24 protein-coding genes are annotated in these 26,024 nt (G+C 56.2%); 18 read left to right on the plus strand and 6 right to left on the minus strand.

The genetic code is table 11. The features are described 5' to 3' along the window. Positions 1-4 precede the first annotated feature (4 nt). From oppD to AU11_RS02945, 6 genes are all read left to right on the plus strand, one after another. Complete coding sequence (gene oppD, locus AU11_RS02920) at positions 5-982, plus strand: oligopeptide ABC transporter ATP-binding protein OppD (RefSeq protein ID WP_043316312.1); 978 nt, start codon at positions 5-7, stop codon at positions 980-982. Then, positions 982-2,007, plus strand: coding sequence for a murein tripeptide/oligopeptide ABC transporter ATP binding protein OppF (oppF, locus tag AU11_RS02925; RefSeq protein WP_043316314.1), 1,026 nt, complete (start codon positions 982-984; stop codon positions 2,005-2,007). The genes oppD and oppF overlap by 1 nt, the downstream gene beginning before the upstream one ends. Then, positions 2,004-2,699 (plus strand): ABC transporter ATP-binding protein, encoded by a 696-nt coding sequence (locus AU11_RS02930; RefSeq protein ID WP_043316316.1) that lies wholly within the window; start codon positions 2,004-2,006, stop codon positions 2,697-2,699. Before oppF ends, AU11_RS02930 begins: the two co-directional genes overlap by 4 nt. Next, positions 2,689-3,903 (plus strand): FtsX-like permease family protein, encoded by a 1,215-nt coding sequence (locus AU11_RS02935; RefSeq protein ID WP_043316317.1) that lies wholly within the window; start codon positions 2,689-2,691, stop codon positions 3,901-3,903. Before AU11_RS02930 ends, AU11_RS02935 begins: the two co-directional genes overlap by 11 nt. Positions 3,904-4,490: 587 nt before the next feature. Then, the gene (locus AU11_RS02940; protein WP_043316318.1) at positions 4,491-5,759 is read left to right on the plus strand and encodes a site-specific integrase; all 1,269 of its coding nucleotides are present in this window, start codon (positions 4,491-4,493) and stop codon (positions 5,757-5,759) included. 368 nt (positions 5,760-6,127) lie between these two features. Further along, the gene (locus AU11_RS02945; RefSeq protein WP_156035109.1) at positions 6,128-6,466 is read left to right on the plus strand and encodes a hypothetical protein; all 339 of its coding nucleotides are present in this window, start codon (positions 6,128-6,130) and stop codon (positions 6,464-6,466) included. Positions 6,467-6,483: 17 nt separating this feature from the next. Here the strand turns inward: AU11_RS02945 and AU11_RS02950 are convergent, their stop codons facing one another. Together AU11_RS02950 and AU11_RS02955 are read right to left on the minus strand one after the other, a co-directional pair. Beyond that, positions 6,484-6,990 (minus strand): acyl-CoA thioesterase, encoded by a 507-nt coding sequence (locus tag AU11_RS02950; protein WP_043316320.1) that lies wholly within the window; start codon positions 6,988-6,990, stop codon positions 6,484-6,486. Between the two features lie 61 nt (positions 6,991-7,051). Further along, positions 7,052-8,161 (minus strand): DNA-binding protein, encoded by a 1,110-nt coding sequence (locus AU11_RS02955; RefSeq protein WP_081847898.1) that lies wholly within the window; start codon positions 8,159-8,161, stop codon positions 7,052-7,054. Positions 8,162-8,326: 165 nt separating this feature from the next. Here AU11_RS02955 and AU11_RS02960 point away from each other — a divergent pair, with 165 nt between their 5' ends. Together AU11_RS02960 and AU11_RS02965 are read left to right on the plus strand one after the other, a co-directional pair. Continuing rightward, on the plus strand, positions 8,327-9,358 hold the full coding sequence (locus tag AU11_RS02960) for a site-specific integrase (RefSeq protein WP_081847899.1): 1,032 nt from the start codon (positions 8,327-8,329) through the stop codon (positions 9,356-9,358). A gap of 161 nt (positions 9,359-9,519) precedes the next feature. Further along, positions 9,520-10,434 carry a mechanosensitive ion channel family protein gene (locus AU11_RS02965; protein ID WP_231491500.1) on the plus strand — a complete coding sequence of 305 codons (915 nt, stop codon included), beginning with the start codon at positions 9,520-9,522 and terminating at the stop codon, positions 10,432-10,434. On the opposite strand, the gene AU11_RS18625 is transcribed toward AU11_RS02965, so the two are convergent. Continuing rightward, complete coding sequence (locus AU11_RS18625) at positions 10,431-10,670, minus strand: zf-HC2 domain-containing protein (RefSeq protein ID WP_043316324.1); 240 nt, start codon at positions 10,668-10,670, stop codon at positions 10,431-10,433. The two genes, AU11_RS02965 and AU11_RS18625, sit on opposite strands and share 4 nt — an antisense overlap. Then, on the minus strand, positions 10,667-11,326 hold the full coding sequence (locus AU11_RS02975) for an RNA polymerase factor sigma-70 (RefSeq protein WP_043316326.1): 660 nt from the start codon (positions 11,324-11,326) through the stop codon (positions 10,667-10,669). Before AU11_RS02975 ends, AU11_RS18625 begins: the two co-directional genes overlap by 4 nt. 103 nt (positions 11,327-11,429) lie before the next feature. Between AU11_RS02975 and modA the strand changes: the two genes are divergently transcribed. Genes modA through modC form a run of 3 tightly spaced genes read left to right on the plus strand, consistent with a single transcriptional unit; the run spans position 11,430 to position 14,080 of the window. Then, positions 11,430-12,263 (plus strand): molybdate ABC transporter substrate-binding protein, encoded by an 834-nt coding sequence (modA, locus tag AU11_RS02980; protein WP_231491502.1) that lies wholly within the window; start codon positions 11,430-11,432, stop codon positions 12,261-12,263. Further along, entirely contained in the window at positions 12,253-12,945 is a 693-nt protein-coding gene (modB, locus tag AU11_RS02985) for a molybdate ABC transporter permease subunit (protein ID WP_043316330.1), read from the plus strand. Before modA ends, modB begins: the two co-directional genes overlap by 11 nt. Beyond that, positions 12,935-14,080, plus strand: a complete 1,146-nt coding sequence (gene modC, locus AU11_RS02990) for a molybdenum ABC transporter ATP-binding protein (RefSeq protein ID WP_081847900.1) — start codon at positions 12,935-12,937, stop codon at positions 14,078-14,080. Before modB ends, modC begins: the two co-directional genes overlap by 11 nt. An 81-nt stretch (positions 14,081-14,161) precedes the next feature. Here the strand turns inward: modC and AU11_RS02995 are convergent, their stop codons facing one another. Further along, positions 14,162-17,335 carry an efflux RND transporter permease subunit gene (locus tag AU11_RS02995; RefSeq protein WP_043316332.1) on the minus strand — a complete coding sequence of 1,058 codons (3,174 nt, stop codon included), beginning with the start codon at positions 17,333-17,335 and terminating at the stop codon, positions 14,162-14,164. Between the two features lie 5 nt (positions 17,336-17,340). Continuing rightward, positions 17,341-18,543 carry an efflux RND transporter periplasmic adaptor subunit gene (locus AU11_RS03000; RefSeq protein WP_043316333.1) on the minus strand — a complete coding sequence of 401 codons (1,203 nt, stop codon included), beginning with the start codon at positions 18,541-18,543 and terminating at the stop codon, positions 17,341-17,343. A 337-nt stretch (positions 18,544-18,880) separates the two neighbouring features. Between AU11_RS03000 and AU11_RS03005 the strand changes: the two genes are divergently transcribed. The 7 genes from AU11_RS03005 (at position 18,881) to arsH (ending at position 25,758) form a co-directional block, all read left to right on the plus strand. Next, the gene (locus AU11_RS03005) at positions 18,881-19,558 is read left to right on the plus strand and encodes a TetR family transcriptional regulator (protein ID WP_051686895.1); all 678 of its coding nucleotides are present in this window, start codon (positions 18,881-18,883) and stop codon (positions 19,556-19,558) included. A 213-nt stretch (positions 19,559-19,771) separates the two neighbouring features. Next, a complete protein-coding gene (locus AU11_RS03010; RefSeq protein ID WP_051686896.1) occupies positions 19,772-21,877 on the plus strand; it encodes a carboxy terminal-processing peptidase in 2,106 nt (701 codons plus the stop codon). A 146-nt stretch (positions 21,878-22,023) separates the two neighbouring features. Then, positions 22,024-22,839 carry an exodeoxyribonuclease III gene (xthA, locus tag AU11_RS03015; protein ID WP_043316334.1) on the plus strand — a complete coding sequence of 272 codons (816 nt, stop codon included), beginning with the start codon at positions 22,024-22,026 and terminating at the stop codon, positions 22,837-22,839. Between the two features lie 198 nt (positions 22,840-23,037). Further along, the gene (locus AU11_RS03020; RefSeq protein WP_043316335.1) at positions 23,038-23,382 is read left to right on the plus strand and encodes a metalloregulator ArsR/SmtB family transcription factor; all 345 of its coding nucleotides are present in this window, start codon (positions 23,038-23,040) and stop codon (positions 23,380-23,382) included. An 89-nt stretch (positions 23,383-23,471) separates the two neighbouring features. After that, the gene (locus AU11_RS03025; protein WP_043316336.1) at positions 23,472-23,948 is read left to right on the plus strand and encodes an arsenate reductase ArsC; all 477 of its coding nucleotides are present in this window, start codon (positions 23,472-23,474) and stop codon (positions 23,946-23,948) included. Between the two features lie 32 nt (positions 23,949-23,980). Next, positions 23,981-25,042, plus strand: coding sequence for an ACR3 family arsenite efflux transporter (arsB, locus tag AU11_RS03030; protein WP_051686897.1), 1,062 nt, complete (start codon positions 23,981-23,983; stop codon positions 25,040-25,042). Continuing rightward, the gene (gene arsH / locus AU11_RS03035; RefSeq protein ID WP_043316338.1) at positions 25,039-25,758 is read left to right on the plus strand and encodes an arsenical resistance protein ArsH; all 720 of its coding nucleotides are present in this window, start codon (positions 25,039-25,041) and stop codon (positions 25,756-25,758) included. The genes arsB and arsH overlap by 4 nt, the downstream gene beginning before the upstream one ends. The last annotated feature ends 266 nt before the right edge of the window (positions 25,759-26,024 follow it).

Raw genomic sequence — 26,024 nt, forward strand, 5'->3', positions numbered from 1 at the left:
GCCCATGAACTTACTCGACGTCAAAAACCTGCGTGTGGAATTCACCACACCAGAGGGCGCCGTTACTGCTGTCAATGATTTGAATTTCTCTCTCGATGTAGGGGAGACCCTGGGTATCGTTGGGGAGTCCGGCTCTGGCAAAACCCAGACCGTATTCGCCATGATGGGGCTACTGGCCAAAAACGGGATCGTCAGCGGCAGCGCCAATTTTAAGGGGCAGGAAATCCTGGGATTGCCGGAGCGCGAACTAAACAAGATTCGCGCGGATAAAATCGCAATGATTTTCCAGGACCCAATGACCTCCCTGAACCCCTATATGAAAGTGGGCAATCAATTGGCAGAGGTGCTGATCAAACACAAGGGGTTGAGCAAACGGGACGCCCTCGCTGAAGCCAGACAGATGCTCGATGCGGTAAAGATTCCAGAGGCACACAAACGCCTCAATATGTATCCCCACGAGTTCTCCGGGGGCATGCGCCAGCGGGTGATGATTGCCATGGCGCTGCTCTGCCGGCCCGAACTGCTGATTGCCGATGAGCCCACCACCGCACTGGATGTGACGGTTCAAGCGCAGATTCTCACGCTATTGAACGAGCTGAAGCGGGATTTCAATACCGCCATCATCATGATTACCCACGACCTCGGCGTTGTGGCCGGTGCCTGTGACAAGGTTCTGGTCATGTATGCGGGGCGCACCATGGAATACGGCAGCGCCGACGATATTTTCTACCGCCCCAGCCATCCGTACAGCGAGGGGCTGCTGCAGGCGATTCCTCGGCTTGATTCAGAAGAGGGTGCACTACCCACCATACCCGGCAATCCGCCCAACCTGCTCAACCTGCCCAGCGGCTGCCCATTTCAGGAACGCTGTCATCGGGTACAGGAGCACTGCCGCCAGCAGGCCCCCGCACTGACCTCTTTCGAGCAAACGCGCATGCGTGCCTGCCACGCGGATTTAGCCGAAATTCCGGAGGCCAGCTGATGCGGAATATACAACACACCGACAACGAAGTTTTGCTGGATGTACAGGCGCTCAAGGTGCACTTTTCCATCAAGCAGGAAAACGCCTGGCCGTGGACCAAACCCGCCAACCTGAAGGCGGTGAATGGTGTGGACCTGAAGCTCTACGCGGGAGAAACCCTCGGTATTGTGGGGGAGTCCGGCTGCGGTAAATCAACTCTGGCGCGCGCCATTATCGGGCTTACCAAAGTGACCGATGGCAACGTCTTGTGGCTCGGCCAGGATCTCACCGCGCTGGATGAAAAATCCCTGCGCGCCACCCGCAAAGACATACAGATGATCTTCCAGGATCCCCTGGCTTCACTCAATCCGCGCATGACCATCGGCGATATTATCGCCGAACCGTTACGCACCCTGCGCCCGGACGTTCCCAGGGAGCAGGTCAGCGAAAGAGTGCAGGCTATGATGAAGAAAGTGGGCCTGCTGCCCAATCTGGTCAACCGCTACCCGCACGAATTTTCCGGAGGGCAGTGCCAGCGCATCGGTATTGCGCGCGCACTGATTCTCGACCCGAAACTGATTATCTGCGATGAGCCGGTATCGGCGCTGGACGTTTCGATTCAGGCGCAGGTGGTCAACCTGCTCAAGCAACTGCAACGGGAAATGAACCTGTCGCTGATTTTTATTGCCCACGATCTGTCCGTGGTGAAGCATATCTCGGACCGTGTGATCGTCATGTACCTCGGCAATGCGGTAGAGGCCGGCACCAAGGACAAGCTCTTTGCCGACCCCAGGCACCCATACACCCAGGCATTGATGTCTGCGGTGCCGATTCCGGACCCGAAAAAAGAAAAAGACAAACAGATTCAGTTACTCGAAGGGGATCTGCCTTCGCCGATCAATCCCCCAAGTGGCTGCGTCTTCCGCACCCGCTGCCCCCACGCAGCCGAGGTCTGCGCCGAACAGGTGCCGGTATTAAAAGGGGAAGCAGAGCATCAGAGTGCCTGCCTGCGCAATGGCGAATTACCGGTAGCAGCGGTGCCATGAAAGCCATCGCCGTCGCCATAGACAACCTCCGGTTTGCTTACGGGAACACGGCACCTGTGCTGGACGTTGCCGATTGGCAAGTGCCGCAGGGAAGCCGCGTATTCCTGCGCGGTCCCTCCGGCTCCGGCAAATCCACGCTTCTGAACTTACTTTCGGGAACGTTGGTTGCAAAGAAAGGGGAGGGACAACTAGAGATTTTCGGGCAGTCACTGAATGCATTGAGTAATCGCGGACGCGACAAGTATCGCGCACAGCATATCGGTGTGGTATTTCAGCAGTTCAATCTGATTCCTTATCTCAGCGTGATGGATAATCTCCGCCTTGCGGCGCAGTTTGGCGGTGGCGGCGACGTGCGCGAACGGGCAGCAGCTTTGATTGCGCAGCTGAAGCTGCCCCATAACCTGCTACAACGCCCCGCAGAAGCACTCAGTGTGGGACAACAACAGCGCGTGGCCATTGCCCGCGCGCTCATCAACCAGCCTCAACTGTTACTCGTAGACGAACCCACGTCCGCACTGGACCGGGATGCCCGCGATGCGTTTGTACAGTTGCTGATGGAAAGCTACGCCGGCACGGAAAACACACTGATTTTTGTCAGTCACGACACGACATTGGCACAACACTTTGCAGTGACCGCCGATATGCGAGAACTGAACCAGGCCTGGCAACCGGAGGCCGTCGATGTTGCTTAAACTCGCCTGGCGCAGCCTGATGCATCGCCGCGGTAGTGTGCTTCTCGCGGTACTCTCGGTCGCAGTGAGCCTGACGGTACTTCTCGGGGTCGAACAGGTTCGCAACCAAGCGCGTGATAGCTTCAATCGCACCGTCTCTGGGGTAGACCTGATCGTCGGCGCGCGCACCGGCGAGATCAACCTTCTCTTGTACAGTGTATTTCGCATCGGCACACCCAGTAACAATATTTCCTGGCAGGCGTATCGCGATATAGCCGAGCAGCCACGCATTGCCTGGACGATTCCGATTTCCCTTGGTGATTCTCACCGCGGTTACCGGGTTGTGGGTACCAGCGATGACTTTTTCCGTCACTACCAATATGGCCAGAGCAGGGCGCTGACCTTTGCCAGTGGCCGCCCTTTCTCAGAAACACACGATGTGGTACTCGGTGCCGCAGTGGCACAACAGCTGAAATATGAACGGGGAGACTCCCTGGTGCTCGCACACGGGCTGGGAAGTACCAGCTTCAGCCACCACGAAGAGCACCCATTTATCATCAGCGGGATACTCGAAGCCACAGGCACTCCGGTGGATCGAGCCCTTTACATCAGTCTCGAAGGGATGGAAGCGGTACACAAACCCCACGCACAGGAACATACGGATCTGACACCCAGTAGTATTACTGCATTTATGCTCGGGCTGGTTTCCCGCGTGGCTACCTTTCAGCTACAGCGACAGATCAATCAGTACCGCGGCGAACCGCTACTTGCCATTTTGCCCGGCGTAGCGCTATCCCAGATGTGGCAAATGCTCGGTATGGTAGAGAAAATATTATTGTTGATCTCCGCCATGGTGGTTCTTGCAGCGTTGCTTGGCCTTTGCATCATGTTGCTTACATCCATGCGTGAACGGCGCAGGGAGATTGCATTGCTACGGGTGATTGGCGCGGGGCCGCTGCAATTGTTTTTGCTGATTCAGGCGGAGGCGCTATTGGTGGTACTGCTTGGGGCCGCAGGCGCATTTTCTGCGGTCTTGGCCGGTCAGTGGCTGTTGGAGCCATTGGTGAACGAGTGTTTTGGCATTTATCTGACCGCGACACCGCTAACAAGCGAAACCTTGAAGCTTGTCGGCGCAGTGCTTATCGCGACTCTCGCAATCGCCTCTGTACCTGCGTTCAGTGCATATCTAAAATCGATAAATAGTGGACTTCGTAGTACGGTTTAATCTATTTCACGGTCTAAAAGGTTTTCCCATCGTTGCGAGCGTACCGTAGCGAGTTATGTGTTCCGCTAACGTGGCGCGGTCCAATGCGCCACTATTAGAGGGGCGACCGGTATTCTGGAAATTTTAGCCAAAATTAAATCAAGTCATCGTTTTGTTGATATTTTAGAACTAAGGGGTTGGAAGTGAAGGAGTACATTTACGTTTTTCGCCGATGAAATTGCATCGGCTCGAGAGTTTTTTGCCGGGCTGGATCGACCAACCATCGAGGCCCGAACTGGATCAGCTGAGCAGGCCAGCCAGGTCCAATCGGTGATCTTGGAAATATGGTCAGAGCTGGAAGCGATCAAGCCAGAATCGGCTGATTTTGACTTGTGCTTTTCGAGGTATCCAGACCCGCCGCGTGGCTAATTTGCCATGTGCCAATGTGACGTAGGTTTGCTGTTTTTCTAACTGGTAGGCTACAGGCCTTATACGGAGAGGGCTTCAGTTATGTCCAATACTGTTTAGTGTTCGACAATATATATGGAAGCGGTTAGAATCGGCTTTTGGCTCCATAAACCAACAAAAACCTCGCTCAGGCTCCAGATATGGCGATCCCGAAACCCGTCGCGCTGTACCCAACTTATGACGCCATCAAAGGCTTCAAGCCCGTCAGCCCAGACAAAACGTTCTTTGGTGATTTCCCGGATCTTAAAGACTACCTGGCATCCGGTGAATCCTGGTGGATGGAACACTGGCTCTGGGGCCAGGAGTTTCTCAGCTATATCGGCCGCAACAAGTCTGAACACACCTACACACGGTTTCGTAATGAAACTGAGCGTTTCCTGTTATGGGTGTTTCAGATCAAGCAAAGACCCATGGACCGACTGCGCAAAGCTGACATCCTCGAGTACGCCGATTTCTGCTGGCAGCCGCCGGTAGATTGGATTTGCCTCGCGAATCACGAAAAGTTTCAGCTGACGAATGGCCGCTACGTACAGAATCCTGCTTGGGCGCCGTTTCGGCTCAAGCTACCCAAAAACCGTCCGGCTGCCGATGAAGAACCAGACAAAAAGAAATACCGTCCATCGCAGCAGACTCTGACCGGGATTTTTACCGGCATCATCGCATTCTACAAATACCTGATGAACGAAGAATACCTGTATGGAAACCCCGCGCAGATCGCCAAGGGTGATTGCCGGCATTTCATCAGAGATGCCCAGGTCAAGGAAATCCGGCGCTTAACCGAGGCGCAGTGGCAGTATGTCTTCAATGTGGCACACACGATGGCCGATGAAGATCCCATCCATGAGCGCAGCCTGTTTATTATTTGTGCGCTCAAGACGCTGTTTCTGCGGATTTCCGAGCTCTCCGAGCGTCGCGCCTGGTCGCCGCTGATGAGCCATTTCTGGCAGGATTCCGATGGTAACTGGTGGCTGAAAATTTACGGAAAAGGGCGCAAGTTAAGGGATATCACGGTCCCGCCAAGCTTTATTCCGTACCTGAAGCGCTACCGGCATTACCGAGGGTTAAGCCCCCTACCCGTCACCGGTGAAAACCACCCTATCGTCGAAAAAATCCGCGGTCAGGGCGGCATGACAGCACGGCAGCTGGCACGGATCGTCCAGCAGGTATTCGATCGCGCCTACGACGATATGCGCCAAGCCGAGGGTGAAGACAGCGCGCGCAAACTGCGTGAGGCCTCGACCCACTGGCTCCGGCACACCGGCGCGAGCATGGAAGTTGAGCGCGGCCGCGCACTCAAGGATCTATCTGAAGATTTAGGCCATTCCAGCATGGCTACAACCGATACGGTCTATGTACAGACGGAAAACCGGGTGCGAGCGGAAAGTGGCAAGGGGCGGAAAGTTGAATAGCTGCGGGACGCCTGGTTGTCCCCGTATATTCTATCCGTACCGGACCGTACCGGAATCTGTAGCCCTAGCGATTCATCGCTCGCAGGGTTTCGCGCTGGAACTCGCTGCAGTGGTCACCCCGGTATTCTGGAAGCTCCCGCCCCGGCTGGCAGTCATTGGCGGAGCTGTGGGAGGCTGGATTTCGGCCTAGACGGTGGCAATTGGCGCCATTGACGCCCCCGCAACTGGTGGAACTGGCGTTGCCCGCATCCTATGACCGACTGGTTACAAATTTTGGCAGCCGATTCATGCCAAAGCGCCCATATCGTATAGGTTCCGGACTACGTAAACGCTAGGATGCGCCGCTCGTTTTACTCGGGGGGAGCTTTATGTCTATCGGCCAACAAATCTATTTCGCTATTGAACTTTTCGCGCCGGAGCTGGTCCATCGAGAGCGCTTCTGCCGACGCATGACCCGCGTGTTGACGGACTTCGGCAGCGCGCCCCTGGTTGCCCGTCAAATCGCCACCGTACTTGCCGACGCGTTGCCCAGCCAATGCGCGGACTACCATCTGGAAATGGCCCACCTCATCACCTTTCACCCGCCTTTGAGCGCCCTACTTGACACCGATCAGCAGGCTGCGAGAGCCATGCATTTTTATATGACCTACTTTCTCGATATCACTGCCCTGCCCTCTGGCCAGGAAATGCGCTACGCGGTGAACTGATCCGCGTAGCGAGCGAGTCAGCTTTCAAACTGAAAACCACGCACCTTTTCCTTGATCGCATCGTGTGCCGCTTCCTGCTCATGCAGCAGCTTGCGGCGCAACATGGCCGCTTCGAAACGCTGCTTTTCGACCACGGTTTTTGGCTTGAGAGGCGGCACCGGCGTAGGCTTGCCATTATCGTCCAGCGCCACCATGGTGAAGTAGCAGCTATTGGTATGACGGACAACGCGGGTCCGGATATCTTCAGTGACCACCTTGATACCGACTTCCAACGATGTATTGCCGGTGTAATTGACCGACGCGAGAAAGGTCACCAACTCTCCCACATTGATCGCCTGGCGAAACACCACCCGGTCAACCGACAAAGTGACAACATACTGCCCCGCATAGCGACTGGCGCAGGAATAGGCGACCTTATCCAGATACGAGAGCAGATCACCTCCGTGAATCTTGCCGGTAAAATTGGCCATATCCGGGGTCATCAATACGCTCATGCTCAGCTGGTGCTCGCGTGGCTCATCCATGGGCTTTCCTTATCTTTTTTTGGTTTTGTGGGTAGTGGTCAATAGGGTTTAAAAGAGGGCACTACGCTGAACTTGCCGCAGCCAGCGATTGCTCCAGCTGCCTGAACCTGCCTTGCAGTTCCGCCTTCTCTTGAAGAGCCGCCCGATTTTCCTGCCTCAGTGTTTCCACAGCATCTCGCAGTGCCAACACCTCGATTTCGAGCTTATCGACCAGCGACTGCCGCCATTCCACTTCACGAATGGATGCCGACAATTGCGCGTCCAGCGCGCCGGCCTGCACCAAGTGCTGCTCACACTCCGCGCTCTTCTGTTGGAGCTGCTGCTGCAGACTGAGCAGCGATCGCTCAGTCTCTGCGAGTTTCCCCCGCTGCACCTCGACATCGGCGATCAACAGCTGCCTTTCGGCTTCGAGCTCACGACAACGATTATGCGCCGATTCCAATTGCTGATTCAGCTGCGCAATGCTGCGCTCACGCTGCGCGCATTGTTCCCCCAGGCTCGCGACCTGATGGCGAAGCTGGTCCGCGACCAGACGCGCCTGATCCCGCTCCTGCTGCCGATCTTCTGCCATACGCTGCTGATAATGCTCAAAATGCTCGCGGATATCCCGATTTTCTGCCTTCAATTCTTCAACCGTCGCTTTCAGCTCCTCAGTGCGCTTCGCCCCCTCATCGCGCTGAAACTCACTCTTTTCCAGCTCGGAAAGCGCTGTTGAGAGGCGTCGGGACAGGCTGCGGCCCTCCCCCTCCGACACCTGCAACTTTTGCTCCAGTTGCTCCAGTTCAGCACTCCGTACCGACAGTGCACTTCGGGTCTGTGCAAGCTCCTGCTCAAGATTTCCCTGAATACGCTCCGACTCCTCGCGAATTTTTTCAACCTCGAGATCAGCCTGAGCCCGCACACGCCCGTACAACTCTTTTAGCGCATCTACCAGCTCTCGCGGCAGATCACCGGTGTCAATCACCTCACCCTGAACTTCGGTACGCCACCGTTTTAACAGCGGTGCGATGGTACTTTTACTGCCCGTTCCCAACTCCGCCCGCACCCGGTCTACGGTGGGCTCTTCGCCGCGCTGCTTGAGCGCTTCTGCCGCTTTGGCAATGTCGATATATCCCACGCCGGACCGCGCCATTTCGTTCTCTCCAGGTTTCGGAATTATTTCGTACCGCATTACATGTTACGTATTATTACATTATTCTCGAATCGATAATCAACCTTTGATAACCACACCATAACCGACGATAATTAAACTTATCATCGGTTTATTTTAATAAAGCCACGACTTCAACATAGCGCCGGTACAACGCTACCTTCGCGCAACATCCAGCGGTCAATAATGCTTAGCGACGACGAGCCCCTAGCCCAGGTGCACATAACTGAAAAGACCCCTGCCACACAGACAAGTACCACACCCGCGCGGCACCCTCAGCTGCGGGAATATCTGAATGCCGCGACATCGGAAAGTACACGACGTGCCTATCGATCTGCGATCCGCCAGTTCGAAAAATGGGGCGGGCGCCTTCCCGCCAACACCGATGCCCTGGTCCGCTACCTGCTGGAGCGCGCTGAAACCGTCAACCCCCGTACCCTGGATCTGCATCTGACCGCTATCGGGCAATGGCACCGCTACCAGGGCATCGCCAGCCCCACACTCGATCCGTTGATTCAGAAAACCATGCGCGGTATTCGCCGATTGCACGCACAACCAAAGAAGAAGGCCAAAGCCCTCCGCCCGGAACATATTGCCGCCCTCGCACGACATATCCGTAGCAGCCCGGAAAGCCATAAAAGCCGCCGGGACCTGGCGCTGGTGCTGATGGCCTATTTCGGAGCCTTTCGCCGTAGCGAGCTGGTTTCAATCCGGGTGGAAGATCTGAGGTGGGAAGAAGATGGCCTCATCGTATTTTTACCCCGGTCAAAAACGGACCAAACCGGAGAAGGTATGGAACGCGCACTCCCCTTTGGCACGCCGGATGTTTGCCCCCTGAGGGCGCTCAGACGCTGGCTGGAGCACGCACTTATTGAACGGGGCCCGGTTTTTCGCGCCGTTACACGTTGGGACCGGGTTCAGGAAAAGCCTCTGAATCCTGGGGCGGTGAATCACATCCTTAAACAGCTTGCGACCGCCTGCGGGTTCGACTTTGTCGATGCCCTGAGTAGTCATAGTTTCCGGCGCGGCATGTCGACTTCGGCGGCCCGGGCAAAGGTAGACTTTGAGCTGATCAAGAAACAGGGCGGCTGGAAGAGTGATGCGACGGTCTGGGAATATATTGAGGAGGGACAGCGGATGACAGACAACGCAGCCAGCACCCTCATGGAAAACCTGGCCGTGAAACTAGCGGAACTGGAACGCGAATCGGGGCCATGAGCCCCAAAACCAGAGCCATCCCCTGAGCCTTTCCCAGCAACAAGCATTGCGGCGTTTTCCTCCCATCGGCTACACTGCCGCCTGAAATTTCGCCCACCCCAAACCTGCACGCCATACTTAGGCTCTCGACCTGGCAATGATTGTTTCTGCCGGAGGAAGCCATGGCACTGGCGGCAAACCCTACCGATTACCGATTGACCGAGCCCTTCATGAACAGCGAATTCATTCGCCCTTTATTAGACAGCCAACTAGCCTGGAGCCTGGTGTTAATCGCCGGCATAATTCTGATCCGCTACCTGCTGACACACGCTTTTCGCAAAACCAGCTGGGCCCGTCAGGATATTCGCCGGCGGGTGCATATGGTGCACAATTTCGGCAATCTCATCATGGTGATCGGGCTGTTTGCGATCTGGGTGTCCGAATTGCGCAATTTTGCCCTGTCTATCGCCGCCTTTTCTGTGGCAATCGTAATTGCGCTGCGTGACGTGGTGCAGTGCCTGGTTGGAGGTATCTATCAGGCCGGCATGCGCTCCTTTACCATTGGCGACTGGGTCAAGATTGGCGAGCAATTTGGTGAGGTGATCGACAATAATTGGCTGAGCACAACCTTGCTGGAGATCGACCCGCACGGTCTGGGCAACGGCTACACAGGAACCACACTGTATGTACCAAACAGCGTGTTCTTTTCCCAACCGGTGAAAAACCTGAACTTTATGCGCCGATATATCGAGCACACATTTTCGATCGTGCGCGAAAGCAAAGGCGAGAACCCGTTTGCCATTAAAGCGTTTATTACCGAGCGTGTTCTGGAACACTGCGAGTCGTTCAAAGATGTAGCAGAACGCTACTGTAAACTGATTGAAAGTCGCATGGGGGTCGATCTCGCCGGTACCGAACCCAAGATTAAGATCACCACCAGCGAGCTCGGGCACGATGTACTCACCATCACCCTGTTCTGTCCCCGAGAAGACGCCACCGACATCGAGCAAAAAGTGACCGAAGATTTTTACCGCTTCTGGTACGGCCCCAAATCTGCGGTCACCGAGGCACCGGTCCTGCCTGTCTCCGGGAGCTAGACCTCGCCGCCATCGGACCCGGAGCCCGAATCAGCGGATTGTTTATCGGTCCGCTGACCCGCGTCAGATTTAGCGTAGGCCTTTGCCAAGTCGCGCAGTGTGCCCATCTGCCGGCCAAAATTCCGGCAACCGCGGCACATCATGAGATGTACCTTGAGACCCAACTTTTCCCGTGGACTCAGCTCCCGCTCCATGCGTTCAGATAGCAATCGCGTGGCCTGCTTACAGTTCATCATGACGCTGCCTCCCCACGATCGTTCGAGTCAAACCAGCCATTTTCCAGGCATTCTCGCAATCGCAGGCGCGCACGATACAGAATGACATGCAGATTGCTGGTCGAAAGTGACAACTGATCGCAGATCTCATCCGACTCCAGCTCGATAAATTCACGCATCATAAATACCCTCGCCTGCTGCTCTGGTAGCCCATTCAGGCATGCATCGAACACCCGCCAGAAATGGTCACTGTGTACCCCTCCCTGGGGACCAGACCAATCGCGCGGGCGTTCAGCCTTGTGCCAGTGCCCGGCGTGATTGAACAGAATTTCGGAAAACTCCTGCTCCCGGTGCTCATCGTCCCCAAGCTCGCTGGTGGCGATGACTTTCTGCCGATAGCGCAGAAGATCGGTGATCTTGAACTTGAGAATAGAAAACACCCAGGTTCGCAACGCCGACTGGCGGCGAAAAGAGTCCGCGTTCTTGAGTGCACCCGCCAAAGCTTCCTGTACAGCATCCTCCGCCAGATGGTCATCCCGTAGCTGCAAGCGGGCGAACTTCAGCATCTGCTGACGCAGCTCGGTGACGAACTGCGGGTCTTGCAGCGCGGTTCCTACCGCGTCAGGCTCAGGGGTATGGCCTGTGCTGTCGCGAATATCGGGCGTACTGTCGGTCATCGGTAATACTCGTAAGGGATGGCCATGGCGGGCACCACATGATTTAGTCGTATAATGCGCTACATTCTTACACTTCACCATCAGTGCGGCCAGGAGAGCAGTCGTGGCGAGTAGGCCTATACAGTACCGGATGATCAGCCGGGCGAGCGTCGCACTGGTTGCACTGTCGGCACTTCTGCGATGCTCTGCTACCCTGGCTGAAGAGATCACTCTCGCCGTTGCCTCTAATTTTTCCGCCCCCATGACCGAGATCGTAACGGCATTTGAGTCCACCTCCGAGCATAGGGTGCGCGTCGCCTTCGGCTCTTCCGGAAAACTGCTTGCCCAGATTCAGCACGGGGCACCATTTGAAGCCTTTTTTTCTGCAGACCAGGACAAAGTCTCCTATCTGATTAGCGCGGGATCCGCCGATCCCGCCAGCCGTATTACTTATGCGCGGGGCCGACTTATTCTGTGGACGGCAAATAGCACGCTCGCCGGCGGTGAGCGCCAGGCTCTCGAATCTGGCGCCTTTCGCCATCTCGCCATTGCCAACCCGAGGCTGGCCCCTTATGGCGCTGCAGCTATGGAGGTATTGCACGCTCTGAAACTCGAAGACGAGACCAGGGCGAAACGGGTTGTGGGTGAAAACATTGCGCAAACGTATCAATACGTCGCCAGTGGGAATGCGCAACTGGGATTTATCGCGCTGTCACAGGTATTTCTCAACGGTAATCTGACCGCGGGCTCTGGGTGGATCGTGCCCGATACTTTGCACCAGCCCATTCGTCAGGATGCGGTTATTCTGCAGCGTGACCGAGAACAGGGAAGGCGCACCGCAACGGACGCATTCTGGGCCTTTTTCCAGGGACAGCAGGCGCAGCGTATTATTGAACGCTACGGCTACCGGGTTGGGACCCCAACACAGACCCCGGTGGAGAAAGTAGATGCTGGGTGAATCCGATCTCACCGCAATCTGGCTGACGCTAAAGCTCGCCGGAACGGTGACCCTGCTTTTGTTGATCCTCGGCACTCCGCTGGCCTACTGGCTGGCAAACACCCAATCCCGCTGGAAGGGCCCGGTGAGCGCCGTGGTTACCCTGCCGCTGGTATTGCCGCCGACGGTGCTGGGATTTTATCTGCTCATTTTTATGGGCCCCGCAGGCCCCATGGGGAAACTTACCGAGTCCCTCGGGCTCGGCACGCTGCCATTTACCTTCGCCGGTCTGGTTTTTGCTTCACTGCTCTACTCCATGCCCTTTGTCGTCCAGCCTATTCAGAATGCGATTGAAGCCCAGGGCCGCAGGCACGCGGAAGTCGCGGCTACGTTGCGCGCTGGCCCCTGGGACCGCTTCTGGCATATCACACTGCCACTGGCGAAACCCGGTATCGTTACGGCAACGGTGCTGGGCTTTGCGCATACCGTGGGCGAGTTCGGCGTTATTTTGATGATCGGTGGCAATATCCCCGGCGAAACCCGCGTGGTTTCTGTGCAGATTTACGATCATGTCGAAGCGCTGGAGTATGCCCGTGCGCATTGGCTCTCTGCGGCGATGCTCGTATTTTCATTTACCGTACTGTTGGCCCTGTACACTCTGCAGCGTCGCCACGCAGCATTGAGGTGGCGGTATGGCCCATAACAAGCGCCCCCCACAAAATGTGATCGCCGGACGTTTCTTACTGCCGCTACGGGACAGCACGGGCGGCGAGCCGTTTACACTCGACGTTGATTTCGAAATACCCGGCCATGGGGTTACCGGTATCTTCGGGCCATCGGGCTCAGGAAAAACCACGCTTCTGCGCTGTATCGCCGGCCTGCAGCCCTGTGAAAATGCCAGTCTTTTGGTGAACGGCACCTGCTGGCAGTCACCGGATAGCCGCGACAGCAGGCTTGCGGTTCACCGGCGTCCACTGGGATATGTATTTCAGCAACCCAGCCTCTTCCCACACCTCACCGCCGAAGGCAATCTGTCATTCGCCCGCAAGCGTGCCGCGCAGACGGTCACCGACCAAGAATTCGATGAAATCGTGGCACTGATGGGGATAGCACCATTACTTTCCCAACGACCAGATGCCCTGTCTGGCGGTGAGCAGCAACGGGTTGCCATTGCCCGCGCACTACTGGTAAAACCCGAGCTTCTGCTGATGGATGAGCCGCTTGCGGCACTGGATCAGGCCCGCAAGCGGGAAATTTTGCCTTACCTGGAAAAGCTGCATCGCTCCCTCGACATACCCATTCTCTATGTCAGTCACTCCATCGAGGAAATTGCCCGTCTTGCCGACCACTTACTGCTTCTGGAGAACGGCCGAATCCAGTGCGCGGGTGCGGCCACCGAATTGCTGTCGCGCACGGATTTCCCGGTGCAGGTAGGCGATGACCTGGGGGTATTGCTGGGTGCAGAAGTCATGGACCGAAACCCTGAGTGGAATTTGATGCGCGCAAGATTTGGAGGCGGCGAGCTGTGGCTACGAGACAGTGGTGAGTCCGTTGGTGAGCAGCTTCGCGTTCGAATCCTCGCGCGGGATGTAAGCCTGACCCTGGAGGAAGATCAGCAATCCAGCATCCTGAACCGGCTACCAATGTGTGTGGATGAAGTATCCGCAGATTCAGACCCGGCGATGGTGTTGGTGCGACTGCGCCCCCGCAACATAACGGGCAGTGAAAAGCATTCCTGTGTTATTGCGCGGATTACCCGGCGATCATCTCACCTGCTTGAACTTGAAAAAGGCACTGCCGTGTGGGCCCAGATCAAATCTGTGGCGATCGTACGTTGAGCAAGACGTAACTGCCGAACACAAAAAAGGCCGGGCTGCTTTCGCGATGCCCGGCCAAAGGTTTACAGACTTAACATCGGTCTACGCGGGTTCTGAGCGTCGCTCGGCGCGCTCCGCTTCGATCCCGAGCTTACCGACAAAATTTTCGCCTTCGGTGCTCGCCACCGTTTTGCCGAACAACTTCTGTACCACGACAAAAAATAGCGGGATAAAGAATATACCCAGCAGTGTGCCCACAATCATGCCACCGAGCACGCCGGTACCGATGGCCTGCTGCGCACCCGAGCCCGCGCCGGACGCAATTGCCAACGGCAACACACCAAGACCAAAGGCCAGCGAGGTCATAATGATCGGGCGCAGACGGTCGCGTACCGCCGCCATTGTGGCTTCAATCAGCTCCATACCGGCTTCCAGGTTCTGCTTGGCAAATTCCACGATCAAAATAGCGTTTTTACTGGTAAGCCCCACGGTCGTGAGCATCGCCACCTGAAAATAGATATCGCGTTCGAAACCGCGCAGGTTACTGGCGACGATCGCACCGAGAATACCCAATGGCGCCACCAGCAGCACGGCGGTGGGCACCGTCCAGCTTTCGTAGAGTGCCGCCAGGCACAGGAATACGATCAATACCGACAGCGCGTACAACAACGTGGTCTGCGACCCGGCCTGCTGCTCCTGATAAGACAGTGCGGTCCATTCAAGGCCGAAGCCTTCCGGCAACTGGCTGACCAGACGCTCCATCTCTGCCATGGCGTCACCGGAGCTCACCCCAGGTGCACCCTGCCCCTGAATCTGCACAGCGGGCACGCCGTTATAGCGTTCAAGACGCGGCGAACCGTAATCCCAGTCAAACGTCGCGAAGGAAGACACCGGGACCATCTCACCGTTACTGTTGCGCACTGACCATAGACGGAAGTCTTCCGGGTTCATACGGAACGGCGCATCGGCCTGTATGTACACGCGCTTGATCCGGCCGCGATCGATAAAATCATCGATATATTGGCCACCCCAGGCAACCCCAAGGGTGTTGTTGATATCACCAATGGACACGCCGAGCGACGCCGCTTTGGCATTGTTAACCTTCAACTTGAATTGGGGCGTATCTTCCTGACCATTCGGGCGCACACCGGCCAGCAGAGGACTCTGGGCAGCCATACCCAGCAGCTGGTTGCGGGCATTGATCAGCGCCTCATGCCCCTGGTTCGCGTTATCCTTCAGATACATGGCGAAGCCGGCCGAGGTGCCCAATTCCGGCAAAGCGGGTGGAGAGAACGCATAGGCAATGGCGTCCTTGATCTGACTCAGGGCACCCATACCGCGCATGGCGACGGCACCAGCCTGCTCCGATTCCTCCTCACGCTCGTCCCAGTCCTTCAGTTTGATAAACGCCATGGCGTTATTCTGGCCACTTCCGGCAAAGCTGAAGCCCTGCACCGAGAAAACAGATTCAACCAGATCGGACTCATTATCGAGAAAGTGGTTTTCCAATTTCTCAACCGATTCCATAGTGCGTTCCTGGGTCGCGCCCACCGGTGTCTGTACCAGTGAGAAAAGCACACCCTGGTCTTCTTCCGGCAGGAAGGAACTCGGCGAGCGAACAAACAGAAACACCATCAACGCGCTCAGTAGTGCGAAGATCACCATGAAGCGCCCACTGCGAGCAAGAATGCCCCGCACACCGCGCTGATAGGATGCCGCGCTGCGATCGAAGTTGCGGTTAAACCAGCCGAAGAAGCCCTTTTTGGTACCGTGGTCACCGGGCTTCAACATGGTGGCGCAGAGCGCTGGGGTAAGTACGATGGCGACGATGACCGAGAAGGTCATGGCGGCGACAATCGTGGCAGAGAACTGGCGATAAATAATACCCGTCGAGCCATCCATAAACGCCATGGGTACGAATACCGCGGACAACACAACACCAATGCCGATCAGAGCACCGGTAATCTGTTTCATGGATTTCTTGGTGGCTTCCTTCGCCGACAGCTTTTCTTCGTGCATCACACGTTCGACGTTTTCCACCACCACGATGGCGTCATCGACCAGCAGGCCGATCGCCAGCACCATCGCAAACATGGTGAGCATATTCACCGAGAAACCGAGTACCGACAGAACGCCAAAAGTACCCAGCAGCACGACGGGAACCGCGATCGTGGGAATAATGGTAGCGCGCAGGTTCTGCAGGAACAGCAACATCACCAGGAACACCAGAATAACCGCCTCAACCAGTGTCTGGATAACACCCTTGATAGACACCTCAACAAACGGCGTGGTGTCGAAAGGAATAACCGTCTTCAGGCCCGTGGGGAAATTCGGCTCCAGTTCTGCCAGCTTTTGCTTCACCGCTTCGGCTGTTTCCAGCGCATTGGCACCGGTCGCCAGGGAGATGGCCACACCGGTAGCGGGCGCGCGGTTGTAGCGGGTCAGGAAGTCGTAGCTTTCGGTACCCATTTCAACCCGCGCGACATCCCCCAGGCGCAATACCGATCCATCGGAGTTTGCCCGCAACACGACATTGCGAAACTCTTCCGGTGTCTGCATGCGGCTTTGCGCGGTGATACTTGCGGTGAGTTGCTGCCCCTCTACTGCCGGTGTCCCACCCAGGCTACCAATCGCAACTTGCGAGTTCTGGTTTTGTACCGAGGCGATGATGTCCGTAGGTGTCAGTTTATAAGCATCCAACTTGTTCGGGTCCAGCCAGATGCGCATGGCGTATTTGGACCCAAACACCTGAATGCTGCCCACACCAGGCACCCGGCTGAGGGGGTCTACCAGATTGGATACCACATAATCGGCGATATCCTCTTTCTTCATACTGCCGTCAGTGGACACGAAACCCGCCACCATCAGGAAGCCCGCCCGGCCCTTGCCGACGGTGAGCCCCTGCCGCTGTACGATTTCCGGCAACAGCGGCATCGCCAGCTGCAGCTTGTTCTGAACCTGTACCTGGGCAATATCTGGGTCGGTACCATTGGCAAACGTCAGAGTCACTTCCGCAGTACCAATAGACTGACTGGTAGCCGACATGTACAGAAGGCCATCAAGGCCTTTCATGTTCTGCTCGATTACCTGAGTCACCGAGTCTTCGATGACTTTCGCCGAGGCACCGGGATAGGCACCAGTAATGGAGACCACCGGTGGCGCAATATCCGGGTATCGCTCTACCGGCAATTTACTGATCGCGAGACTGCCAAACAGCATCACGACGATGGCGATCACCCAGGCAAAAATCGGGCGATCGATAAAGAAACCTGCCATTTCAATTACCCCTTGCTGGCGTCGTTCTGCGGCTTACCTGCAGTTTCATTTTTGGGCGCCGGCAGATCCACCGGTGCGGGGGCTGCCGCCTCTCCCGGATTTACCACCACCCCCGGGCGGATTTTCTGCAGACCTTCGACGATCACCCGATCACCGGCCTTCAAACCACTCTCCACCAACCAGTTGCTGCCAACGGTCTGGGAAACCTGAACCGGACGCACTTCCACAGTGTTGCCTTCGCCGACCACCATGGCAGTGGTATTACCCTTCGGATCCCGCGCAATACCCTGCTGTGGAACCAGTACCGCGTTGTCGCGCTGACCACTACCTACCGATGCGCGCACGTACATGCCGGGCAACAGCAGGTTATCCGGGTTCGGCACCACTACCCGCAGGCGCACGCTGCCGGTGCTCGGGTCCACACTCACTTCAGAGAATGCGAGTTTTCCAGCGTGGGGATAGGGACTGCCGTCTTCCAGCAGAATGGTTACGGGCAGGTCGTCGGTTTCCTGCATACTGCCCGTGGCCAGTGCCTTGCGTAGATTCAGCAATTCGCTGACCGACTGGGTGAGATCCACATAAATCGGGTCCAGCTGCTGGATTGTTGCCAACGGTGCCGCCTGATTGGTTGTCACCAGTGCGCCCTGAGTCACTGAGGAAATCCCGATGCGGCCGCTGATCGGTGCACTGATACGGGCAAAATCCAGCATCACCTTGGCGCGCTGAACCGCGGCTTTCGCCGATGCGACATCTGCTTTCGCCTGTTGCAGTGCAGCAATGGCGGAGTCGTTGTCCTGCTTGCTCACTGCACCGGTCTTTACCAGTTCTTGGGTGCGATCTGCCTGCAGCTTCGAGACACTCAGTGTGGCCTGGGCACGCTCCAGAGAGGCTTTGGCACTGTCATAATCCGCCTGGTAGCGGGCATCATCCAGCTGATACAGAGCACTGCCGGCTTCCACCAGCCCTCCTTCCTTGAACAGCTGATCCTTGACGATGCCATCCACCTGGGGACGAACTTCCGCCACCTTGAAGGCACTGGTGCGACCGGGAAGCTGTCGGGTCAATGTGACTGGCTGCGTATCCAGCGTGACGACGGTGACCTGCGGCGTGTGTCCCTGCATGGCGGGCTGTTTTTCTCCGCAGGCTGCTAGCAGCGCTACGGCAAGCAACAGACTGCCGGAGATCAACGACTTCTTTTTGTGCAACATGACGACCTCTTGATTGCGTCCATACCGGTGCCACATGGCACCACCGCGATTGATAACAGGAAAAACGGCGCCCCTCAGGCGAACCTGAGCGGCGGTCGTAGAAGAGCGTGACGGGGTGACTGAAAGACCCGCTCAGTGTATTGGCCCCATAGGGGCAAGTATGAAAAACCCTTGCCGGACTGACCTGACTTTCAGCGACAGTCCGGCAACTGAGGCGATTTAAATACATTCATGAATGAATATCAACTATTTATTCATTCATGAATGTAAAGTAAGATCGGCCATCTTAGCGATGCGCCAGAACCCCGTCGCGCAGTACCTTTCATCAGGATTCGATATGGCCAAACGAAGCAAAGAAGACGCCCTGGAAACCCGCGAAAAGATTCTGGATGCAGCGGTGGTAGTCTTCGACCGCAGGGGCGTTTCTCGCCCCTCCCTAACCGAGATCGCCGAACTCGCGGGCGTTACCCGCGGCGCAGTCTATGGCCACTTCCAGAACAAGGCGGACCTGTTCAGCGCCCTCGCCGACCGCATTCAGCTGCCGGACGAGTCCCTGTGTCAGGCGCCCCATCAATCCTGCGATCCGCTGGGGGAACTGAGGAACCGCTGCCTGTTCATGTACCGGGAGGTTATGTCGAACGAGCAATGGCACCGCATATTCGCCATCATTCTGCTGCGCTGCGAATGGGTCCCGGAAAATGGTGAGATTCACCAGCGCTGCAGCGAGGGTCACGCAGAAGGCACCGAGCGCTTGCGCACCCTGATCCAGGGGGCGGTGACTGTGGGGCAACTGCCCTCAGATCTGGATGTGGAGGTCGCGGTTCCGCTGGTACATGCCGGAATTATCGGTTTACTGCAGGAGTGGTTGATGAAGCCGGAGGCATTCAACATTGCCGAAGTCGGTGCCCGTCATGTAGAAGCGATGCTGGAAATGCTGAAAAATTCCGCCCACCTGAGGAAGAATCCCGCTGCGGCACCCTCAGAGTTGGCAGAAGCAAAGGTTGAATCTGAGTAATTTTTCACCATGCCAACGCGACTGGCGGGAAATTCCTCCCTCCCATTGCCTTGAGCCAGGAACCTTTCGCCTCGTTCAAGAAGCATTTCATGCCTTTCGGAGCTTTCAGCCTTTATACTTGTCCTAAGCTATAAGTCGCCACTGCTCCGGAAGCCCCCTTTCGGGAAAATGACAGTGGGACGCCTTGAAGTAGGACGTATAAAGAGACTCCTTATGCTTAGCAATCGAATAGCCGCGCTGATTTCCGGCCTTTCCCTCTCTCTCCTGGTAATGACTTCACCGGCCGCCCTGGCCGCTGACACCGAAGAGCTCAAACCCCACGAAGACCAGGGTGGAACCGCCCGCGAGATTGTCAGCAAGCTCGAGATGCTGCATTACAACAAACTGAAAGTCGGTGATGAGATGTCTGCCGGCCTGTGGGACGAATACATTGACAGCCTCGACCCCACCCGAAGCTACTTCCTGTCCTCAGACATCGATGAATTCCGCCAGTGGCGCACCAAGCTCGACGACGATTTACGCGCGGGCAACGTGGACCGCGGTTTTGATATCTACAACCGCTACCGCCTGCGCATATCAGACCGCCTGAACAATATCGTGTCGCAGCTGGAAAATGGCTTGCCCGAATTCGACTTTACCAAGGATGAATCCCTGGAGCTCGACCGGGAAAAAAGCGAGTGGCCCCAGTCCATCAGTGCAGCAGACGACCTATGGCGCAAGCGTCTCAAGAGCAGCGTGCTGAATCTGCGTCTCACCGACAAAAGCGATGATGAAATCGCCGATTTGCTCAAGCGCCGCTACAAAGGCCAGCTGAAGCGCCTCAGCCAACAGAACAGCGACGACGTGTTCGAGCTCTACATGAACTCGCTCACCCGTTTATACGACCCCCACAGCAATTACCTGTCTCCCCGCTCCCTGGAGAACTTCAATATGAGCATGTCCCTCTCGCTGGAGGGTATCGGTGCCGTATTGCAGATGGAAGATGAGTACACCAAGGTCGCACGCCTGGTCGCCGGCGGTCCGGCTGACCGCACCGGTAAAATCAAGCCGAACGACAAGATCGTCGCCGTCGGCCAGGATCAGAATGGTGAAATGGTCGATGTTGTGGGCTGGCGCCTGGACGATGTGGTGGACCTGATTCGTGGCTCCGCAGGTACCTATGTACGCCTCGAAACCATCCCCACAGGCGGCGACGGCAGCCACCGCACCATCACGATCAAACGCAGCAAGGTGAAACTGGAAGACCAGGCAGCCAAGAAAGCGATTTTCGAGTTTTCCGACGGTGAGCAGAATTACAAGGTAGGGGTCATTAACCTGCCCACATTCTATATCGACTTTGAAGCCTACCGTCGCCGCGATCCGAACTACAAAAGTACCACTCGTGATGTAGCACGCCTGCTGGACGAACTGCAGAAGGAAGGCGTGGACGGTGTCATTCTGGATCTGCGTAACAACGGCGGCGGCTCACTACAGGAAGCCACCATGCTCACCGACCTGTTCATTGATCAGGGTCCGGTTGTACAGATTCGCCACGCTAATGAGCAGATTTCCCGCCATAACCGCTCGCGCTCACGCGCCATGTACCGCGGCCCACTCGTGGTTTTGATCAATCGTCTCTCGGCTTCCGCTTCGGAAATTTTTGCCGGTGCGATCCAGGACTACAACCGCGGTCTGGTGGTAGGAAACCAGTCTTTCGGTAAAGGCACCGTGCAGACCATGGCGCCCCTGAAAGAAGGTCAGCTGAAAATCACGCAGTCGAAGTTCTACCGGGTCTCTGGCGACAGCACTCAGCACGCTGGCGTAATGCCCGATATCGCCATGCCACAGCTGATTGACAGCGAACAGGTGGGTGAAAGTGCCTACGATACCGCCCTGCCCTGGGATCGTATCCACGCTGTGCGTCACGCCAAGTACTTTAATCTGAAAGACATGGTACCGGCGCTCTCGAAAAAACACGAAAAGCGCACCGCGGCCGACCCCGACTTCGTCTTCCTGCGCAAACAGTTCGAATATCAATCCGAGCGTGCCGATCGCAAAACGGTATCCCTCAATGAGCAAGCGCGCATTCAAGAGCGGGAGAACCTGAATCAGGAAATTCTCGCCATGGAAAACGAGCGCCGCAAAGCGAAGGGACTGGAGCCCTACGAAAGCTTTGAAGCCTACGAGAAGAGTGAGTCAGACGACACTGCGCCAGTAGGTGGCCCTACTGAAATCACCCTGGAAGATGATCCGGTACTGAATGAAGCCGGCTACATCATGGCCGATTTTATCGGCCTGAAGAAACACGCGAACTCGCCGCAAGTAGCCAACTTCGACTGAGTCGGGTTCGCCCCAACCAAAGTGGCCTGAGACCGCTGTAAGAAAGGTGGCCAGGCTGAGAAAAACATTACCAAGCCCGCGGCTCATATCGAGCCGCGGGCTTTGGCTTTTTGACCGCTTAATAAAACTGATCGGGGGAGGGAAAAGTGAAAGTTGTATCCTTTAACGTAAATAGTATCCGTGCACGCCTGCACCAGATGGAAGCACTGGTAAAAACCCAGTCACCGGACATCATCGGCCTGCAAGAAACCAAGGTTACCGACGAGGATTTTCCGGAAGATGTGATTCGCGACCTCGGCTACGAGGTGATTTACTTCGGCCAGAAAACCCATTACGGCGTTGCCCTTCTCTCCCGTTATCCATTTATCAAAAAGCAATACGGTTTCCCCACCGACACCGATGACGCGCAACGCCGCCTCGTAGCTGGCCAGTTTGATATCGGTGCAGAGCAACCGCTCACGGTTATCAACGGGTACTTCCCCCAGGGCGAAAATCGTGAGCATCCGGTTAAATTCCCGGCCAAGCGCAAGTATTACGCGGACCTGGATGCCTACCTGAACAAAAGTTGCGACAAGGAGGCGCCGGTACTGGTGATCGGCGACATGAATATCTCGCCGACCGACCTGGATATCGGCATTGGTGAGCCCAATCGCAAACGTTGGTTACGTGACGGCAAATGCAGCTTCCTGCCGGAGGAGCGGGAATGGCTGGAGAAGATTCACAACTGGGGGCTGGTAGACACCTTCCGCGCGCAGAATCCGGAGACCAATGACCTGTTCAGCTGGTTCGACTATCGCAGCCGAGGGTTTGACCGCGAACCCCGCCGCGGACTGCGTATCGACCTGATTCTGGCGACGCGGATGCTTGCCGAGCGCTGCGTTAATACCGGTATCGACTACGATATTCGCGGTATGGAACGCCCCTCCGATCACGCACCAGTTTGGGCGGAATTTGATATCTGACCAAACGGACACAAGTGCGCACCAGCCTGCCTGGTGCGCCTTACCTCCCCCTCCAGCAGCATCCCCGCGCCCTCCTCCCAGCACGTTCATTCCAGCGGGTAGATTCAGGCATTAATATATGCTTTTGCATATATATGCTATTTCGAATATCCTACCTGCAATCCGCATAGAAGCCCCCCCAGGGGCCTGGAGTACCCGATGAACCCGGTATCCGTTTTTAAATGTCTGGCCGATGACACTCGGCTGCGCAGCCTTTTGCTGATCGCCAGTGAGGGAGAGCTGTGCGTCTGTGAGTTGATGTGCGCACTGAACCAGAGCCAGCCCAAGATCTCTCGCCACCTGGCACAGCTCCGCAACTGCGAATTGCTGCGGGATGAACGTCGCGGCCAGTGGGTGTATTACCGTCTGGCGCCGGATCTTCCGAGCTGGGTAACGGAGGTGCTACAGCAGACGCTAAGCGGGAACACCGGCTTTATCCAACCTAACCAACAGGCATTGAACGAAATGCAGGACCGCCCCAGTGGTGCAAACAACTGCTGCTGACCGGTCAAACGAGTGTCCACGATTTTAATCTGACTGCGAAAGTCACCGCACTGAATATCCACTGACCTTCTCTACTAAGAGTACAACCGATGAAAATTCTCTATATCTGCACCCACAATCGCTGCCGCAGCATTCTGAGCGAAGCGGTTACCAATCACCTCGGCCAGGGTCGCATCGAAGCCCGTAGCGCGGGCAGCCAGCCCAGTGGTGAGGTACACCCACTTTCCCTCAAATACCTCGCCGAGCAGGGTATTTCGACAGATGGCCTGAAAAGTCAGTCCTGGGACGAATTTGAAAGCTGGGTTCCAGACCTTGTAGTAACGGTATGCGACAGCGCCGCCGGTGAAGCCTGCCCGATCTGGCTGGGGGAATCGACCAAGGTCCATTGGGGGCTGGAAGATCCGTCAAAGCTTGAGGGCAGCGAAGAAGAGCTGGCACAGGCATTCAATCAGACGATCGATATTATCCAGAAACGGGTAGAAAGAATGCTCGAGCAGAACCTGGACAAAAAGTATGGCTCAGAACTTCGTGACGCCGCCCAGGCATTGATTCAAGGCGAAGAGTGAGCAACTGGCAGTAACCATCAGGAGAGCAGAAAATGGGAATTTTTGAACGCTACCTGTCCCTATGGGTTGGATTGTGCATTCTCGCCGGCCTTATTCTGGGAAACATGGCCCCGGGGTTGTTCCAGCAAATCGCGGGCATGGAAATCGCACACGTCAATCTACCTGTGGCAGTGTTTATCTGGGTCATGATCTACCCGATGATGGTGCAGGTGGACTTCTCATCCATCAAACATGTGGGTGATAAACCCAAGGGCCTTGCCCTTACCCTGGTCATCAACTGGTTGATCAAACCGTTTACTATGGCCGCGCTTGGCTGGCTGTTCTTTCGCGTCCTATTTGCCGATCTCGTCGATCCGCAAACCGCATCGGAATACATTGCCGGCATGATTCTGCTGGGTGTCGCACCCTGCACCGCCATGGTATTCGTTTGGAGCCAGCTCACTCGTGGCGATGCGAATTACACCCTGGTGCAGGTTTCCGTCAACGACGTAATCATGATTTTCGCATTTGCACCGATCGCCGCACTGCTGCTTGGTGTCAGTGATATCACCGTACCCTGGGACACACTGATTCTGTCCGTGGTGCTGTATGTGCTACTACCGTTGATCGCCGGAATACTCACTCGCCGCGCCCTGGACAAGGCGAATGATCACAGCCGACTCAACAATTTTCTGCAGCGGGTAAAACCTATCTCCGTGGCCGGATTGCTCGCCACCGTCGTTCTCCTGTTCGGCTTTCAGGCCGAAACCATTATCGATAATCCGCTAGCCATTCTGCTGATTGCCATTCCACTGCTCATCCAGACCTATGGCATTTTTGCCATCAGCTACGCTGCCGCGCATAAAATGAAGCTGCCCCATAACATCGCCGCGCCCGCGTGTATGATCGGTACATCAAACTTTTTTGAACTGGCCGTGGCCGTAGCCATCTCGCTATTTGGCCTACACTCCGGCGCAGCACTCGCAACCGTTGTTGGGGTACTGGTAGAAGTGCCGGTCATGCTGTCTCTGGTAGCAATTGCCAACCGCACCCGGCACTGGTTCGACGGGAATGCCGATGTGCCTGCAGCGACAAAAGTGGGAGAGGAAGTATGACCAAGCCAATACAGGATATGCCCAACGTGGTAACTGAGTGCTTTCAGGATACCGACAAAAGTCAACTAACCGCGCCGATTGAAGAGTCGGCGCCAAAGATATTGCTGCTCTACGGTTCACTCCGAGAGCGCTCTTTCTCCCGGCTTGCCGCGGAGGAAGCAGCACGAATCCTCAATCGCCTGGGCGCAGAGACCCGTGTGTTCAACCCTTCCGGGTTGCCGCTGCCGGATGATACGGATGCTGACCACCCCAAGGTGCAGGAGCTGCGCGAGCTCGCCAGTTGGTGCGACGGGATGGTGTGGTCATCGCCAGAGCGGCACGGTGCCATGACCGGAATCATGAAAGCCCAGATTGACTGGATTCCACTGGCCATGCAAGGCGTGAGACCCACCCAGGGAAAAACTCTCGCCGTGATGCAGGTGTGTGGAGGCTCTCAGTCTTTTAACGCGGTCAATCAAATGCGCATCCTCGGCCGCTGGATGCGTATGGTCACCATCCCCAATCAGTCATCGGTGGCCAAAGCCTGGATGGAATTTGATGACAACGACCGTATGAAACCTTCCTCGTATTACGACCGTATAGTGGACGTAATGGAAGAGCTGATGAAGTTTACCTACCTGCTAAAAGACAAGCGGGACTACTTTACCGATCGCTACTCCGAGCGGAAGGAAACCAGCGAAGAGTTTCGCAAGCGGATCGATCAGCGGTCCATGTAAGCGCAAGCCATCTGCATTGTGGCGCCGCGCGCGGCACCGACCTCAGGCCCTGTTGCGTATGGAAGCGCACAGGGCGACACCCTCGGAACTCTACCCTTCACGAATTACACTCTCCAACGGCTCAAAATGATCCTGATCTGCCGCCCTGCCCTGCATGGCCAGCGCCTACCTCAACATCGGACATAGCTCGGACATCATTGCACTTTTATTTCCAGGTAATTTGCTCCACCAATTGCGCTGATAGATAGAGAGTATCTGTCACCCGT

The sequence above is a fragment of the Microbulbifer sp. HZ11 genome (assembly GCF_000708675.1).
GTDB lineage: Bacteria > Pseudomonadota > Gammaproteobacteria > Pseudomonadales > Cellvibrionaceae > Microbulbifer.

What these genes read in the sequence shown, in the direction of transcription:
- oppD (WP_043316312.1), top strand. Translation starts at nt 5, where the DNA reads ATGAACTTACTCGACGTCAAAAACCTGCGTGTGGAATTCACCACACCA.
- oppF (WP_043316314.1), top strand. Translation starts at nt 982, where the DNA reads ATGCGGAATATACAACACACCGACAACGAAGTTTTGCTGGATGTACAG.
- AU11_RS02930 (WP_043316316.1), top strand. Translation starts at nt 2,004, where the DNA reads ATGAAAGCCATCGCCGTCGCCATAGACAACCTCCGGTTTGCTTACGGG.
- AU11_RS02935 (WP_043316317.1), top strand. Translation starts at nt 2,689, where the DNA reads ATGTTGCTTAAACTCGCCTGGCGCAGCCTGATGCATCGCCGCGGTAGT.
- AU11_RS02940 (WP_043316318.1), top strand. Translation starts at nt 4,491, where the DNA reads ATGGCGATCCCGAAACCCGTCGCGCTGTACCCAACTTATGACGCCATC.
- AU11_RS02945 (WP_156035109.1), top strand. Translation starts at nt 6,128, where the DNA reads ATGTCTATCGGCCAACAAATCTATTTCGCTATTGAACTTTTCGCGCCG.
- AU11_RS02950 (WP_043316320.1), bottom strand. Translation starts at nt 6,990, where the DNA reads ATGGATGAGCCACGCGAGCACCAGCTGAGCATGAGCGTATTGATGACC.
- AU11_RS02955 (WP_081847898.1), bottom strand. Translation starts at nt 8,161, where the DNA reads ATGCGGTACGAAATAATTCCGAAACCTGGAGAGAACGAAATGGCGCGG.
- AU11_RS02960 (WP_081847899.1), top strand. Translation starts at nt 8,327, where the DNA reads ATGCTTAGCGACGACGAGCCCCTAGCCCAGGTGCACATAACTGAAAAG.
- AU11_RS02965 (WP_231491500.1), top strand. Translation starts at nt 9,520, where the DNA reads ATGGCACTGGCGGCAAACCCTACCGATTACCGATTGACCGAGCCCTTC.
- AU11_RS18625 (WP_043316324.1), bottom strand. Translation starts at nt 10,670, where the DNA reads ATGATGAACTGTAAGCAGGCCACGCGATTGCTATCTGAACGCATGGAG.
- AU11_RS02975 (WP_043316326.1), bottom strand. Translation starts at nt 11,326, where the DNA reads ATGACCGACAGTACGCCCGATATTCGCGACAGCACAGGCCATACCCCT.
- modB (WP_043316330.1), top strand. Translation starts at nt 12,253, where the DNA reads ATGCTGGGTGAATCCGATCTCACCGCAATCTGGCTGACGCTAAAGCTC.
- modC (WP_081847900.1), top strand. Translation starts at nt 12,935, where the DNA reads ATGGCCCATAACAAGCGCCCCCCACAAAATGTGATCGCCGGACGTTTC.
- AU11_RS02995 (WP_043316332.1), bottom strand. Translation starts at nt 17,335, where the DNA reads ATGGCAGGTTTCTTTATCGATCGCCCGATTTTTGCCTGGGTGATCGCC.
- AU11_RS03000 (WP_043316333.1), bottom strand. Translation starts at nt 18,543, where the DNA reads ATGTTGCACAAAAAGAAGTCGTTGATCTCCGGCAGTCTGTTGCTTGCC.
- AU11_RS03005 (WP_051686895.1), top strand. Translation starts at nt 18,881, where the DNA reads ATGGCCAAACGAAGCAAAGAAGACGCCCTGGAAACCCGCGAAAAGATT.
- AU11_RS03010 (WP_051686896.1), top strand. Translation starts at nt 19,772, where the DNA reads ATGCTTAGCAATCGAATAGCCGCGCTGATTTCCGGCCTTTCCCTCTCT.
- AU11_RS03020 (WP_043316335.1), top strand. Translation starts at nt 23,038, where the DNA reads ATGAACCCGGTATCCGTTTTTAAATGTCTGGCCGATGACACTCGGCTG.
- AU11_RS03025 (WP_043316336.1), top strand. Translation starts at nt 23,472, where the DNA reads ATGAAAATTCTCTATATCTGCACCCACAATCGCTGCCGCAGCATTCTG.
- arsB (WP_051686897.1), top strand. Translation starts at nt 23,981, where the DNA reads ATGGGAATTTTTGAACGCTACCTGTCCCTATGGGTTGGATTGTGCATT.
- arsH (WP_043316338.1), top strand. Translation starts at nt 25,039, where the DNA reads ATGACCAAGCCAATACAGGATATGCCCAACGTGGTAACTGAGTGCTTT.